Raw genomic sequence first — 13616 nt, 5'->3', positions numbered from 1 at the left:
CGGGGACCCGACCCTACCTCGTGAAGTCGGTGACGACCTCGACGCCCCGCGCGTCGTACTCGCCCATCACGGCGAGCCGGTCGGAGACCTCGGAGAGCGAGATCTCTCGACTCACCAGCGCGGCGGGGTCCACGTCGGTCGCCTCGATCAGGGCGAACAGGTCGCCGTAGCTGGTCGGTGACATTCCGCGCGAGCCGACGAACGACACCTCCCACCGGGTCATCCAGTCGGTCGGCAGCGACACCTCGCCGCGCTCGGCCTCGGTGGTCAGTCCCACCTGCACGTGCGTCCCGCGGGGGCGCACCGAGCGAACCGAGTTACGACACGTCTCGGCGATTCCGAGCGCGTCGACCGAGACGTCGGCCCCGCCGTCGGTGCGGGTCCGGATCCAGTCCGGCACCGCCTCCTCGTCGTCGCCGAGCTCGTTCGGGTTCAGGGTCTCGTCGGCGCCCAGATCGCGAGCGAGCGAGAGGGCCTCGTCGTCGACGTCGACGGCGAGGACTCGCGCGCCGAGCGCGTCGCCCAGCTGGACCGCCGAGAGCCCGACGCCGCCGCAGCCGTGGACGGCCAGCCGCTCGCCGCCGCCGAGACCGGCCCGCTCCGCGAGGGCGTGGTAGGCCGTCATGTACCGGCAGCCCAAGGCGGCCGCGGCGGTCGCGTCGAGCCACGGCGGGCGCTCGACGAGGTTGTAGTCGGCGTCCGGGACGGCGACGCGCTCCGCGAACGCGCCGGGGGCGTCGGGCTCGAAGCCGAGCGCCCGCCCGTCGTCGCAGACGTTCCCGTGTCCCCGCCGGCAGCGCGGACAGGTGCCGTCGCCGAGCGAGAAGGGGACCACGACGCGGTCGCCCGGGGCGAACCGGTCGACGGAGTCACCGACGGCGACCACCTCGCCGGCCGGCTCGTGGCCGAGCACCTGGCCGCGGGGGACCCGGTCGTCGGCCCACTCGCCGTGGCCCGCCCACGCGTGCCAGTCGCTCCGACAGACGCCGCAGGCCGCCACGCGGACCACGGCGTCGTCGGGACCGGGCTCCGGCTCGGGGACCTCGCGGATCGCCAGCGATTCGCCGTACTCGCGGAGGATCGCCGCGCGCATACCGGACCCACGACCCCGCGGGGATTAAAACCGATCTCCGGGTACGAGCGGCGTCAGACACGTGATGTGATAGTGATAGGACATTCGGTAGCGACGAGGGGTGTACTTTGTTTCACTCCGTAAACGCTCTTTTAACGGCTCTGAACTGGATATTATGAAAGCTCGCCACCCGTACGACTGATCCCTGAAATGATATTCTAGAAAGGTTTATTATCCTATAGTAGCACGGATCGGACGTGACGCAGCCGATGGAGCGTCGACCGGGCGTCGCGTATCGGCGACCGGACGGCGACCCGACGCAGCTCGTCGTCGAGGCCGGCGGCGAGTCGGGCTTGAACTCGGAGGCGCTGCCGCGGTCCGACTGGCTCCGAATCGTCGAGTCGGACGACAGGGACCGGCTCCGCGACGCGCTCGACGAGGGCGCGGTCGACGTGACGTACCGGCTCGCGGTCGGGGACGAGCCCGAGTGGGTCCACGAGCGCGGCGCGCGCGACGAGAGCGGCGACGTCGTGGGCTACCTCTTCCCGGCCGACGACCGGGTTCAGCGCCGCAAACGGCTCGAACGGCAGCGGGAGCGGTTAGAGGAGTTCGCGAGCGTCGTCTCGCACGACCTGCGGAACCCCCTCTCCGTCGCCGCCGGGAACATCGAACTGGCCCGGAAGCTCGAGGGCGAGGAGGCGGACGAGCGGCTGGACCGCGCCCGCGACGCGCTCGGCTGGATGGACGATCTCATCTCCGACCTCCTCGCGCTCGCTCGCGAGGGCCGAACGGTCGAGGAGACAGCGACGACGGATCTCCGGAGCGTCGTGGATCGGGCGTGGCAAACGGTCGACGCGCCGGAGGGCGTCGCGCTCGTCGTCGACGAGTCCCTGCCGTGGGTCGAGTGCGACCGAGGCCGACTCCGACAGGCGTTAGAGAACCTCTTCCGCAACGCGATCGAACACGGCGCGGAGGACAGGCTCTCGGTCGATTCCGGCGAACGGAACGCCGAGGAGGCGATCGACGGGACCGGTCCGGCCGCCTCCGGCGGAGCCGCGGAGCGTCCCGGTTCCGAGATCGACGACGCGGAGACCCGGACCGGTCGCGACCCCTCGCTCCGGGTGTTCGTGGGCCGACTGCCGGACGGCTTCTACGTCGCCGACGACGGCTCGGGGATCGACCCGTCCGAGCGCGACACGGTTTTCGAACCGGGCCACTCGACCGAAACGGACGGGACGGGGTTCGGGCTCGCCATCGTCGAACGCATCGCGGAGGCCCACGGCTGGGGGGTGTCGGTGGCCGAGAGCCGGGCGGGCGGCGCCCGGTTCGAGTTCACCGACGTCGACCTCGTCGATCCCGAGGGAGCGGGCGCCGTCGACCCCGCACCGAACGAAAGCTCCGTCTCCCAGTCCGAGAGCACCGGCTCCCGAACGGGTTCGGAAACGCCGCCGAGCGAGTGAGCCGCGGCGACCGACACATCCGTGAGTCGCCCCACGCCCGCTTAGACGAAGTCGCTCAGTCCCGCCTGTCCGTCGTCATCGTCTTCGCGGCCGTCGTCGCCCGCGGAACCGTCGGTCTCCTCGTCACCCTCGTCAGCGACCGGCGCGCCGGTCTCGACCGCCTCGTCGTCGGTCGGGGAGTCGGTCTCGCCCGTCGCGCGGCGGCCGCCGGCGAAGGCGCCCTCGGCGTGGTCCTCCATCCGCTCCTCGCGGAGCGCCTGCGCGTCCTCCACGATCGACTCCACCTTGTTCGTCGACTCGCCGGATCCGGTGACGAAGGCGACCCCGGACTCGTCGAGGTCGTAGGCGGCCGCCATCGCGACCGTCAGCTCCCGAGGCTTGCAGTGGTGGGTGACCGCCTGTAGGAACGGGAGGACCTCGCGGCGCGCGGTCGCCACGCTACACCCGCTCGCGGCCGCGATCCGTCCGACGACCTCGTCCGCGGTCGCGTCCGAGGACGACCAGAACTGCGGGCGGCCGTAGCGCGTCCACCCGCCCTTCTCGCCGTCGCGCGCGGCGGCGACGCCCGCGGCCGCGTTGTCGGTGGCGTACCGCCAGTAGGTGTAGTTCTGGGTCGCCCGGACGCGCCCGAGCCACACGTCGGCGTTCGCGAGGAAGTCGTACGCGCGGACCGCCTCCATCGGCTCGTACACGTCGAGGACGTTGTTCTCGATCCACATCGTTAGGTCGTCGGGGGTCTCGTCGACGGCGTACGCCGACCGGAGCGCCTCCTCCGCCGACTCCTCTTTGAGGACCGCGTCGAGGAACGGGAACAGGCCGAGCGCCTTGTCGCGGTCGCCGGTGACCACGTCCTCGACCGCGATCGAGTCCCGGCCCTCCGTGGCGGCCTGCAGGTCGTTGATCGCGCCGCGGAGGTCGCCGCGGTTGCGCTCCGCGATCCGCTCGAGCGCGTCCGACTCGAACTCAATCGACTCCTTCCGGCACACGTCGCGGAGGACGGGGACGATGGAGCGCGCGGAGACGTCGCGGAACTCGATCTCCTGGGTGGCGTTCCGGAGCCCGCGCGCCATGTCGTAGTAGTCGTTGGCGATGAGGACGATGGGCTGGCCCGACTCCTTGACCAGCTCCGTGATCGCCGAGGCCCCGCCGCGGTCGTAGTTGCCGTGGATGTTGTCGGCCTCGTCCAAGATTACGAGCTGGCGCGAGGCGGTGTCGCCGCCGCCGGCCCCTCCGCCGGCCGCGCTCCCGCCGAGGGTGGCGTTTCGCGCGGCCCGCCCCGCGAAGCGCTCGATGACGTCGGCGGTGCGCTGGTCGGAGGCGTTCAGCTCGACCGTCTCCCACCCCATGTCGTTCGCGAGCGCGTGGGCCGCGCTCGTCTTCCCGACGCCCGGGCTCCCGTGGAGGACGACGGCCTCGCGGTGGTCGTCCCACGAGCGCGCCCACTCCGCGAACGCGTCGCGGGCCTTGTCGTTGCCGCGGACCTCCGAGAGCGTGCTCGGGCGGTACTTCTCCGTCCAATCGGCCATTACCGGGGCAAGGAGCGAGCCGCGTTTAGTGGTTGCGGAGGCGCGCTCCGGGTGTCGCGTCGGGATCCGGCTGTCGGGCCGGCGCCGTTCGGGCGGCGGCGGACGCCACCGGCTCCGATCACTCCTCGGACACCGCTCGGAGGTCGAGTCGCGGAGCGAACCCCTCGTACGCGCCGTCGCTCGAAACGATCGTGTCGCCGTCGGACTCGACGAGATGGAGCGCGTCGAACGGGGTGAAGCCGTGATCTTCGACGTACGTGGCCGCCGCGACAACCGTATCGACGTCGCCGCGGACCTCGACGAGCCTCGACGCGTTCGTGACGACGCGTTCGGTGTCGCGGTCCTCGCGGTAGGCGACCAGGAGCAGCTCGATGAGCGTGAACCGCGAGGTCCAGAGCTCGTCCCGGTGGGTTCGATACACCGCCTCGGCGGCGTCACCCAGCCAGTCCTCGTCTTTGATCAGCGCGAGCAGAAAGTCCGTTTCGGCGTACATTCAGCGTCCCGCCTCGTCCAGCGCCGTTTTCCGAGCGCCTTCGCGGAGCTCCTCGGCCGTCTTCTCGACGTCGGCGAACTCGTCTCGAAGCGCGTCGAGGGGGTCGTCGGAAATGGGAATCAGCTTGATCCCGTCGCGGAGGTCGACGACGTGGTAGCGATCGCCGTATCGCTCTCGGATCTCCTTCGGGAGCGTCAGCCGCCCACGGTCGTCGAGCGTGGCGTCGGACATACGCTCCTGTACGATGGGTAGATACAAAATCGTTCCCCAGATCGAGAAATACACCCACCAACAGGTTCGACGAGTCCTTCGCGTCCCCAACGCCGATCGACGAAATGGCAGGACGATCGGCGAGTACGGGAGCGTTCCGTGCGTAGTCGAATGTGACGGAGGCATACGCGTTGCAGGCACTCGAGGGTCCGACTTCCGTCGCGTGACAGCCGCACACAGCAGTCGGCGTCGATCGTGTCACTGTCTCAATCGGAGCGTGCTGAGCCGTTGCGCGCAATTTTCGGCGTTGATATTCATGCCAATAAGTACATAAGCGAGGTCGCCATCTCTGCACGTAACCAGCAACCGATCGGAACGGGTTCGGGGTTTCCGCGGCGTCGACGACGACGCGCGATTCGCGGGCTCGCTCCTCGGTGGACCGCTGGGTTCAAACTATGAAACCAAGCAATCTGTTCAACACGGACGACCGCGCAGTGAGTCCCGTGATCGGGGTCATTCTGATGGTCGCAATTACAGTCATTCTGGCCGCCGTCATCGGGACGTTCGTGCTGGGTCTGGGCGACTCGCTCGGAGACAATCAGCCGACGGCGCAGATCAATGCAGATGTCACCGAGGATGATGCCAATGGCGCAACACTCAGTCTTGAGCACAGCGGCGGTGATGAAATAGCTACGGAATCTATGCGTATCGTGATTACTGGCAACAATAACAGTGCTCAAGCAGAGAACAACAGCGTATTCAGCAGTAGATTTACCGTTGGTGACATAGAATCGGCCGACTTCGGTGGCGGTAGTGATGCACAAGAGGAAATCCGAATTCGTGTGATTCACACTCCCAGTGATTCTATTCTTCTCGATCGGACCCTTGAGGTTCAGGATCTACAAATGGATTCGGACGAAACTCTCAATTTCTAAATTGAGCCAATAGCGTTACCGATTTTTTTTAATCGCGTACGATACTGATACCCGTGATATGACGTGTCACAGCGTTCCTGAATAGTCGCTAAGTCGAACTCACCGCGGCCATTTCGGCTGTTCTCCTCACTCCCCCACTGCCTCCTCGACGATCGCGATCTCCTCCTCAGTCAGCCCGTACAGTTCGTAGACGATCTCTTCGATGAGCCGGTCCGTCTGCTCGATCTTCGCATCTAACTCCTCGGCACGCTCTTCCGGTTTTAAGTAGTTCTCTATGTCGTCAGCCACGCCGTTGACAGCCGCCAACTCGATCGCCTTCGCCCGATTGACGAGCGAGTTCGTCTTCATCGCCGTCTCGAACTGTCGAAAATTGAATACACGCAGTTCGGCTACAGCCGGGCCGATCAGGTGTCGTCAGTGTCGTCAGCGTCGTCGCTGTCACGCTGGCGACCCTTTGAGACCCGCTCGCCGCCGCTACGAAGGCTCTCACGCGCCTTTTCTCGGTCAGATTGTTCCTCACTTTCTGCGCTCATACTCCCGACTTATACGGTGAGGTGTATAACCGTTGGGTCAGCGCCACTCTCGAAGGTCAGCGATCGCTCGACGGACCTGCGTGACCAGTCCGGACACCGCGACGACTCCGCCGAGCAGTACGATCGACGGCAGCCAGAGCCAGATCGGAACGGATCCCGAGACACCGTGGTAGAGCCCGAGCACGAACGAGACGATCGCCGAGACGATCAGAACGATCGTCAACTGGATCAACGGGATGTTCCGGAGGTTCGTACTCCGGTTGAAGTTGATCCGCATGATGTAGTTCTGTACGAGCAGCTCTTCGGTCTCTTCCCGTGTGAAGCCGGCTTTAAGTAGCCCGGTGAGATTCTCGGAACTCACACCGACATCGAGTTCCGACGCGGTGTACGTCATCGCTGCGAAGGCGGTCGAAAGGACCAGCGCACCGAGTCCGATCTCCGTATAGACGTTTACGAACGGCTCGACGTTCCCGAGTCCCGTCTCGGAGTCGGGACCGACTTGGATCGCGATGGACAGCACAGAGATGAGAATCCCTATCAGTGCGACGTTAAGCCGGAGTATCTTACTCGCCTTCGTATCGATGTCGTTGAGCGTCTCACGCTGTGCATCGACAGTTTCGCGAGCCTCCGAGCGCAACTCGGCGAGCTGCTCTGGGTCGCCGTCGAAGTCCACGTCTTCGAGTTCCTCGCGTAACTCGGCCGGATCGCGACTCACCATCGTCAGTTAACCGCCTCCTCGACGATCTCGATCTCCTCCTCAGCCAGCCCGTACAGCTCGTAGACGATCTCGTCGATAAGCTCGTCCGTCTGCTCGATCTTGGCGTCTAACTCCTCGGCGCGCTCTGTCGTTTTTAAGTAGTTCTCCAGATCGTCGGCCACGTCGTCGACGTCGGGCAACTCGATCGCTTTCAGCCGATCGACGAGCGAGTTCGTCTTCGTCGCCGTCTCCCGGAAGTTCGCGAACCCGCCCGCCTCGTCGACGGCGACCGGAACGAAGTGCTCGATCAGGTCCGCCTCCCGCTCCGTGAGGTCCGTGATTCGGAACGCCGGTAGGAGGTCGGTCTCAGTGTAAGCGTCTTTTCCTTTTTTATTCGGATCCGGCTTGTGACGAGCAGTGGCCTTTATCAAGACAGCGTTTGGGGATTCGCGGTCCACAGCAACATCACTAAGGCGGAGGCTGTGTAGATCTGATTTTGTTTTACCTAGTTGTTTTATCCTCTCTTGAGGTGGTTGTATCAAACCAAACTCATCGATCGGGTGGCTAAATTCGTGCGTTGAAAAGTAATCATATGCTTCTGTATTCAACTGATGACGCTTTTCAACTAATTTTTGAATGTCCTCAACGGCTGCGACAAGTCGATCTGGTGAATAAGCATCTGGTAGCGGGAACTCCACGACATCTTGAATCAATATCTTCTGGAAAACCTCCTTATTCTCGTCTAGGTACTTCTTCCTGTGATAGAATGCGATTGTTTTCGAATTGAGAAGTCCTACAATTGCTTTTGCGAGGTCACTCTGTCCTTTCTTTGGAAGTAGAACGAATCCAACCTGTGTATGGAACAGTTCCTCCTCGGAATAAGCAGCACAAATTCCGCGACCATCTGTAGAAATTATTTGTCTGACGACACAACGTGGTTCCGTGAAAAACCGACGCTCACGAGCTGCTCCCAAGTGCTCTCCATATCTGATCCATTCCCCACCTTCCCAAGAAATATTATATCGCCTAATTCCAGTTCCGGTGGTAATTCTATGGTGGTCCTCTGACTCTTTTTCGGTAGAATGGAATACTCGATTATCTATCTGGTCTTCTGTATGGCCCTGGTGTTTGTCATAAGGGGTTAGTCCAAGACATGATTCAAACTCAGTACCTCACAAAGCATCCTCAGCTAGCTGTTTCTGAAGCCTGAGTTCTGTGGTGGAGCGGTTGTGCTGGGTGGTCTTGACGAGAAGATCGTCGACGAACCGACGGAGAGCTGTCGCTGTCGGCGGCGGCTGCCGCCGACGCGACAGCGTCGCCACTCCTGGCGGAGGCTAGCCCGGTCGGAGATTAGCGAGTAAACCGGTCGTCTGGTGGTCGGTTTGCGGGGACGGCCCGACGCGTCGCGAGGGCCGTCCACGCTGCCCGTTGAATCATGTTGATGAACTCCTTGAACGACCACTTCCAGAGGCGACGCCCTCCACGGCGGGGCGTCGCCACGTACTCCCAGTGTAAATACCGCCAGACGTTCTGTAACAACAAGCTCACCACGACGTACAGCAGCCGTACGACCGGATTTTGTGTCGAGGTCGTCGCAATACTTTGCTCGGAGAGTCGGTAGCTGGCCTCGATACCAAAGCGTTTCGCGTAGTGGTATCGAGCGTCTCGTGGTGAATTGATGAACGGCGCGTCAGCGGCGTAGCCGTGACGCGCCACTCCATGTTCGTCGTACCGTCCGTTTTGGTACGTACAGTCGATGTAGACGGGAAACTCGACGGTCCAGCTGTGACCGTCGAGTTTCGCCGTCATGTCGTGTTGAATCACGCGACTCCAGCCTTCCGAGAGTTCTTGCTTGATCGTCTGTCCCCAGCGGACGATCGGCATGACGTAGGCGTGGTTGTGTGCCTGAAGCAGCGTCAAACACTTGCTGTCGTAGAATTCGCGGTCAAGAAAGACGGCCTTGACCTCGAGGTCAAGGCCGTCGAGGATACCGAGAAACTCTGCGAGGACACTGCTGGCGGTGTCGCCGTCTTCGAGACGGCGCACCGCCAGCGTGTAGCGTTTGTTCTTCACACGCGCGTAGAGTGTGGCGTAGGCGTGGAACGCAGTCGTTCCACGCTTCGCTTGTGAGTGATACAAGCCGTCTGTCCCATCTTCGTCGCCGTAGTAGGGCCGCAGGTGGAGGTCTGAAACGACCTCCACCTGCTGGGGAAGGACGTCGAGGACGTCCTTCTGAAGGAGCGCGTTTCCGACTTGTTCGAGCGTCTCAAGATCGAACTTGGTGCGGAGATGGTAGAGAACCGAATTTTCGTGGGGAGCATCTTCGCTTTTCTCACAGAGCGTTGAGACCGAGGTCCCGTCGGCGCACGCGCCGACGAGGACCTCGTAGATGTCTTCAGCATCGAGTTCAGCGTTTTCAGCGAGTGTGAGGGCAACTTCCTCGTCAAGGGAGTTGACGAGGAAGTTAAGAAGCTGGTCCTCGTGAATTTCACCGTCTGCTTGCTTGGTATTAGACACACCTTCAGCAAGCAGACGTCTCAACTAACCGGCTTTGTGATGTACTGAGCCTCGTCGCTGGCGGCGATAGCCGCCAGCGACTCCCTCGCACCGTCGGTTCGCGGCCCTACGGGCCGCTCACCGGGGCGCGCCACCGCGTTGTTCTTTATAAGCGATCGTCGCCGTCGCTCACAGTCGGTTTAAACACTCACTCGCCGCCACCGATCTGCAATACTTACTCCCGCTATCGCTCGCCACGGCTCCTGTATTGGCCGGAGCCGGAGCGACAGATCTCGCCTGCTGAGTTCAAAGAGTCGGGAAAGTCGGCACGCCGCTTTCGCGTCTATTTATAGTCGCGTTCGAGGTTCGCTTACAGTTCGTCCAGCAGCGTCTCTGCCGCCTCGGCCGACGACCCCGGCCCGCGCGCGGTGATCAGGTCGCCGTCGACCGTGACGCTCGTGTCGGCGTCGAGCTCGGCGTCCCAGTCGGCGCCCGCGATGACGACCTCGTCTTCCACCCAGTACGGGAGCTTCCGGCCGTCCGGCATCACGTCGTGCTCGTCGACGATGTCCTCCTCCCACGCGTTCGGGAAGCCGGTGACGGAGCGGTCCTCGACGAGGGGCGTCCCGTCGGCCTCGCGGGTGAACGCGAGGATGCCGACCGCGTGACAGACGACGAGCGCGACGCCCTCCTCGCCCGCCACCGCGTCGAACAAGAGCTGGCGCGCGTGCCGGTCCTGGTTCACGTCCCAGACGGTGCCGTGGCCGCCGGGGAACACGACCGCGTCGTAGCCGTCGGCGTCGACCGTCGCGATCGGCTCGGGGTCGTTGAGCTCCGGGTGCTCCTCGTCGACCTCGCGGAGCTCCGCGACCCGCTCCTCGCCGCCCGCGGCCTCCGGGTCGAGCGACCGCTCGTCGACGACCGGCGGCGACCCGGAGGGGGTCGCGACCGTCACGTCGACGCCCGCCGATTCGAGCGTCGTCAGCGGCTCGATGCACTCCTCGGCCCAGTACCCTTCCTCGCTTACGACGAATAGCGCCTCGGTCATGCGTGGCACCACGTTGGGGCGCTCGACGTAAAAGACGCCCGCGCCCGGAAGCGACGAGGGGCGTCGCGAGGTTTATAAGCCGCTAGGAGGGGAGACCGGTTCAGGTCGTGAACAGCTCCGTGTCGTCGGGGACGGCGAACAGCCCCATCCGGACGCCGGCGTCGAGCCAGCCGTAGCCGTACGAGTACGACGCGAGCGCGTTGACGGGGTCGCCGGCGTCGCGGAAGTGCCGCCCGTCCTCGAAGTACGACTCGGCCATCTCCAGCACGTCGGCGGCGGCCTCGCCGAGGGGGGTGTCGGCGGGCGGGCGGGGCTCCGCGAGCGCGAGCGCGTCGGCGAGCATCCGCTCGTAGCGGTCCGTCTTCTCCTCGAGATCCGCGGCCATGCGAGCTGTTCCGGAGAGCGGGGCAAAAACCCGTCGGCGGAGCGCAGACTGGAAACGCAACCTCGATACCCCCGGAGCCGAAACGGGCGGGCATGTACGAGGCCGTCCACGCCCGCCCCGACGGCGACGCGACCGCCGCCCGCCACGCCGCCACCGCGGCGCAGTACGGGTACGAGGGGGTCGTCGTCCGGACGCGGGAGGCGCTCGAGCCGGTCGGCAACGCCGGCGGCTCCGGAAGCGGTGGGGGCGCGGTCGGCGACCGGTCCCCGGAGGCCGCCGCCCTCCGCAAAGAATACGGGATCGACGCCGTCGACGCGGTCGAGATCGACGCCGACGACGCCACGAGCGCCTCGGGCGCGGTGGGGAACTACCGGCCCGAGCGCACCGTGGTCTGCGTCGTCGGGGGCGACGACGGCCTCAACCGGTTCGCGGTCGAGGAGCCCCGCGTCGACGTGCTGGTCCGGCCGATGGACGGCTCCGGCGACTTCAACCACGTCCTCGCGAAGGCCGCCCGCGACAACGGGGTCCACGTGGAGTTCGACCTCGGCCCGCTGTTCCGCGCGACGGGCGGGAAGCGGGTCCGCGCGCTGGCCGACCTCCGGAAGCTCCGCGAGATCGCGACCTACTACGACGCGCCCCACGTCGTCAGCGCGAACCCGCGGTCGCACCTCCAGCTCCGGGCGCCGCGCGAGGTCGTCGCCGCGGCCGAGGCGGTCGGGTTCGACGCCGAGTGGGTCAGGGAGGGGCTCCGAGCGTGGGGCGAGATCGCGGCCCGAAACCGGGAGCGTCGCTCCGAGGCCTTCATAGAGCCGGGGGTCCGACGTGGCAGGTATGAAGAAGACGGTTGAGGAGCACGCCGCGCGCTTCTCCGAGAAGGCCGCCGAGTACGACGACTCGAAGAGCGACGAGTACCACGCCTGTGCGAGCCTCGTTATCGACTACGCCGACCCGGACGCCGACGACGTCGTCCTCGATCTGGGCGCCGGCACGGGCGCCATCGCGCTCGCCGTCGCCGAGGACGCGGAGCGCGTGCTCGCCCGGGACATCAGCGAGGGGATGATGGACGAGGGGCGCCGCAAGGCCGACGAGCGCGGCCTCGCGAACGTCGAGTTCGCGTACGGCGAGTTCCGCGAGCCCGAGGTCGACTCCGACCGGCGGATCGATATCGTCACCTCGAACTTCGCGCTCCACCACCTCGCCGACGACGAGAAGCGCGAGGCGATCCGCGTGATGGCCGCCACGGGCGCGCGCCGGATCGTCCTCGGCGACGTGGCCTTCTTCGAGGACCCCGACCCCGGCGCGCCCTTCTACGGCCCCGAGGTCGACGACCCCGCCACGGTCGGCACCCTCGTCGAGGCGTTCACGGCGGAGGGGTTCGCGGTGACCGCGGTCGAGCGCGTCCACGATCAGGTGGCGGTGATCGTCGCGGAGCGCGGCGCGGCGCTGGCGGACCGGTGATCCGGCCGTGAAACACCTCCCCAAACACCTCCGGCCGCGCTGGCGGTACCTCGCGGTCGGGATCGAGACGTGGCCCGACGCGGACCTCGGGCGGCGCGCGTTCCAGCGCGCGCTGTGGTACGCCGCGGGCAACCTCCTCGGCGACGCCGGGAGCGCCGACGCCGACCTCACACTCCTCTCGTTCTCGCACGCCGACGGCGAGGGCGAGGCGATCGTCCGGGCCCGTCACGGACACGTCGACGACGCGCGCGCGGTGATCGGCTGCGTCAGCGAGGTCGACGACGACCCCGTCGGGATCCGCGTTCGCGGGATTTCGGGGACGGTACGTGCCTGTGAGGAAAGATATATGGGTCGCGCGGGCGGTAGTTCGACACAGCGAGACGTCGCGTTCGAGGGTGCCGAGCGGTCCGCGGTCGTGCGCGGCGACGCGCGCGACGTGCGGACCGAGTCGGGGTACGTCGGCGCGGCGAGATTCGACACCGAGTGATATCATGCAGGGCCAATCCCAACAGCAGGCGTACGACCGAGGAATCACAATCTTCTCTCCCGACGGCAGGCTCTATCAGGTCGAGTACGCCCGGGAGGCGGTGAAACGCGGGACCGCGAGCGTCGGCATCCGCGCCGAGGACGGCGTCGTCCTCGCGGCGGACAAGCGCGCCCGGTCCTCGCTGATGGAGCCGGAGAGCATCGAGAAGTTGCACAAGGCCGACGACCACGTCGGCGTCGCGAGCGCGGGCCACGTCGCCGACGCCCGCCAGCTCATCGACTTCGCGCGCCGGCAGGCGCAGGTGAACCGCCTGCGCTACGGCGAGGCGATCGGCATCGAGACGCTCACGAAGAACATCACCGACCACATCCAGCAGTACACGCAGGTCGGCGGCGCGCGCCCCTTCGGCGTCGCGCTGATCGTCGGCGGGATCGAGAACGGCGAGCCGCGCCTGTTCGAGACCGACCCGTCCGGCACCCCCTACGAGTGGCAGGCGCTCTCGATCGGCTCCGACCGGAGCGACCTCCGCGACTACCTCGAGGAGGAGTACGAGGAGGGCCTCTCGGTCGACGAGGCGGTCGCGCTCGCGCTCGACACCCTCGCACAGTCGAACGACGGCGAGCTGTCGCCCGACGGCGTCGGCGTCGCCACGATCACGGTCGACGAGGCGTACACGGAGCGATCGGCCGACGAGATCGAGGCGATCCTCGCCGACCGCGACCTGCTTCCGGAGGAGGAAGGCGAGGCGAGCGACGCAGACGACGCGGACGCCGAGGCCGACGACGGGAGCTCCGACGAGGAGTAGCCCGTCGGTCC

17 protein-coding genes are annotated in these 13616 nt (G+C 65.7%); 6 read left to right on the top strand and 11 right to left on the bottom strand.

What is annotated here, in order from left to right; all coding sequences use genetic code 11:
- Positions 1-13: 13 nt before the first annotated feature.
- A complete protein-coding gene (locus tag EDM04_RS14985; RefSeq protein WP_123623498.1) occupies positions 14-1093 on the bottom strand; it encodes a zinc-dependent alcohol dehydrogenase family protein in 1080 nt (359 codons plus the stop codon).
- A gap of 248 nt (positions 1094-1341) precedes the next feature.
- Between EDM04_RS14985 and EDM04_RS14980 the strand changes: the two genes are divergently transcribed.
- Entirely contained in the window at positions 1342-2532 is a 1191-nt protein-coding gene (locus EDM04_RS14980; RefSeq protein WP_123623657.1) for a HAMP domain-containing sensor histidine kinase, read from the top strand.
- A gap of 41 nt (positions 2533-2573) precedes the next feature.
- On the opposite strand, the gene EDM04_RS14975 is transcribed toward EDM04_RS14980, so the two are convergent.
- The 3 genes from EDM04_RS14975 to EDM04_RS14965 all read right to left on the bottom strand — a co-directional run bounded on the left by EDM04_RS14975 (position 2574) and on the right by EDM04_RS14965 (position 4782).
- A complete protein-coding gene (locus EDM04_RS14975) occupies positions 2574-4058 on the bottom strand; it encodes a replication factor C large subunit (protein WP_123623496.1) in 1485 nt (494 codons plus the stop codon).
- Between the two features lie 118 nt (positions 4059-4176).
- Complete coding sequence (locus EDM04_RS14970) at positions 4177-4551, bottom strand: PIN domain-containing protein (RefSeq protein ID WP_123623494.1); 375 nt, start codon at positions 4549-4551, stop codon at positions 4177-4179.
- Complete coding sequence (locus tag EDM04_RS14965; protein ID WP_123623492.1) at positions 4552-4782, bottom strand: AbrB/MazE/SpoVT family DNA-binding domain-containing protein; 231 nt, start codon at positions 4780-4782, stop codon at positions 4552-4554.
- A 473-nt stretch (positions 4783-5255) separates the two neighbouring features.
- On the opposite strand from EDM04_RS14965, the gene EDM04_RS14960 reads away from it, so the two are divergent.
- A complete protein-coding gene (locus EDM04_RS14960; protein ID WP_241154939.1) occupies positions 5256-5696 on the top strand; it encodes a type IV pilin in 441 nt (146 codons plus the stop codon).
- Between the two features lie 126 nt (positions 5697-5822).
- On the opposite strand, the gene EDM04_RS14955 is transcribed toward EDM04_RS14960, so the two are convergent.
- The 7 genes from EDM04_RS14955 to EDM04_RS14925 all read right to left on the bottom strand — a co-directional run bounded on the left by EDM04_RS14955 (position 5823) and on the right by EDM04_RS14925 (position 10855).
- A complete protein-coding gene (locus EDM04_RS14955; protein ID WP_123623488.1) occupies positions 5823-6044 on the bottom strand; it encodes a restriction endonuclease in 222 nt (73 codons plus the stop codon).
- A 56-nt stretch (positions 6045-6100) separates the two neighbouring features.
- Positions 6101-6229 carry a hypothetical protein gene (locus EDM04_RS18995; RefSeq protein ID WP_277424150.1) on the bottom strand — a complete coding sequence of 43 codons (129 nt, stop codon included), beginning with the start codon at positions 6227-6229 and terminating at the stop codon, positions 6101-6103.
- 37 nt (positions 6230-6266) lie between these two features.
- Positions 6267-6947, bottom strand: coding sequence for a hypothetical protein (locus EDM04_RS14950; RefSeq protein ID WP_123623486.1), 681 nt, complete (start codon positions 6945-6947; stop codon positions 6267-6269).
- A 2-nt stretch (positions 6948-6949) separates the two neighbouring features.
- Positions 6950-7975 (bottom strand): TaqI-like C-terminal specificity domain-containing protein, encoded by a 1026-nt coding sequence (locus tag EDM04_RS18850; RefSeq protein ID WP_277424152.1) that lies wholly within the window; start codon positions 7973-7975, stop codon positions 6950-6952.
- A gap of 301 nt (positions 7976-8276) precedes the next feature.
- Positions 8277-9443, bottom strand: coding sequence for an ISH3 family transposase (locus EDM04_RS14935; RefSeq protein WP_123619147.1), 1167 nt, complete (start codon positions 9441-9443; stop codon positions 8277-8279).
- Between the two features lie 349 nt (positions 9444-9792).
- Positions 9793-10470 carry a type 1 glutamine amidotransferase domain-containing protein gene (locus tag EDM04_RS14930; RefSeq protein WP_123623484.1) on the bottom strand — a complete coding sequence of 226 codons (678 nt, stop codon included), beginning with the start codon at positions 10468-10470 and terminating at the stop codon, positions 9793-9795.
- Positions 10471-10570: 100 nt separating this feature from the next.
- Positions 10571-10855, bottom strand: a complete 285-nt coding sequence (locus EDM04_RS14925; RefSeq protein ID WP_123623482.1) for a DUF357 domain-containing protein — start codon at positions 10853-10855, stop codon at positions 10571-10573.
- A 92-nt stretch (positions 10856-10947) separates the two neighbouring features.
- Here EDM04_RS14925 and EDM04_RS14920 point away from each other — a divergent pair, with 92 nt between their 5' ends.
- The 4 genes from EDM04_RS14920 to psmA are packed head-to-tail and all read left to right on the top strand — an operon-like array spanning position 10948 to position 13605.
- Positions 10948-11703: an RNase P subunit p30 family protein gene (locus tag EDM04_RS14920; protein ID WP_123623480.1), complete on the top strand. Its 756-nt coding sequence runs from the start codon at positions 10948-10950 to the stop codon at positions 11701-11703.
- The gene (locus EDM04_RS14915; RefSeq protein ID WP_123623478.1) at positions 11687-12313 is read left to right on the top strand and encodes a class I SAM-dependent methyltransferase; all 627 of its coding nucleotides are present in this window, start codon (positions 11687-11689) and stop codon (positions 12311-12313) included. Before EDM04_RS14920 ends, EDM04_RS14915 begins: the two co-directional genes overlap by 17 nt.
- Before the next feature lie 7 nt (positions 12314-12320).
- Positions 12321-12800, top strand: a complete 480-nt coding sequence (locus tag EDM04_RS14910) for an Rpp14/Pop5 family protein (protein ID WP_123623476.1) — start codon at positions 12321-12323, stop codon at positions 12798-12800.
- Positions 12801-12804: 4 nt separating this feature from the next.
- Entirely contained in the window at positions 12805-13605 is an 801-nt protein-coding gene (psmA, locus tag EDM04_RS14905) for an archaeal proteasome endopeptidase complex subunit alpha (RefSeq protein WP_123623474.1), read from the top strand.
- The last annotated feature ends 11 nt before the right edge of the window (positions 13606-13616 follow it).

The organism is Halorubrum sp. CSM-61 (assembly GCF_003781945.1).
Classification (GTDB): Archaea; Halobacteriota; Halobacteria; order Halobacteriales; family Haloferacaceae; genus Halorubrum.
Note: the sequence above shows the minus strand (reverse complement) of the source record. Positions and strands in the feature narration are given on the sequence as shown.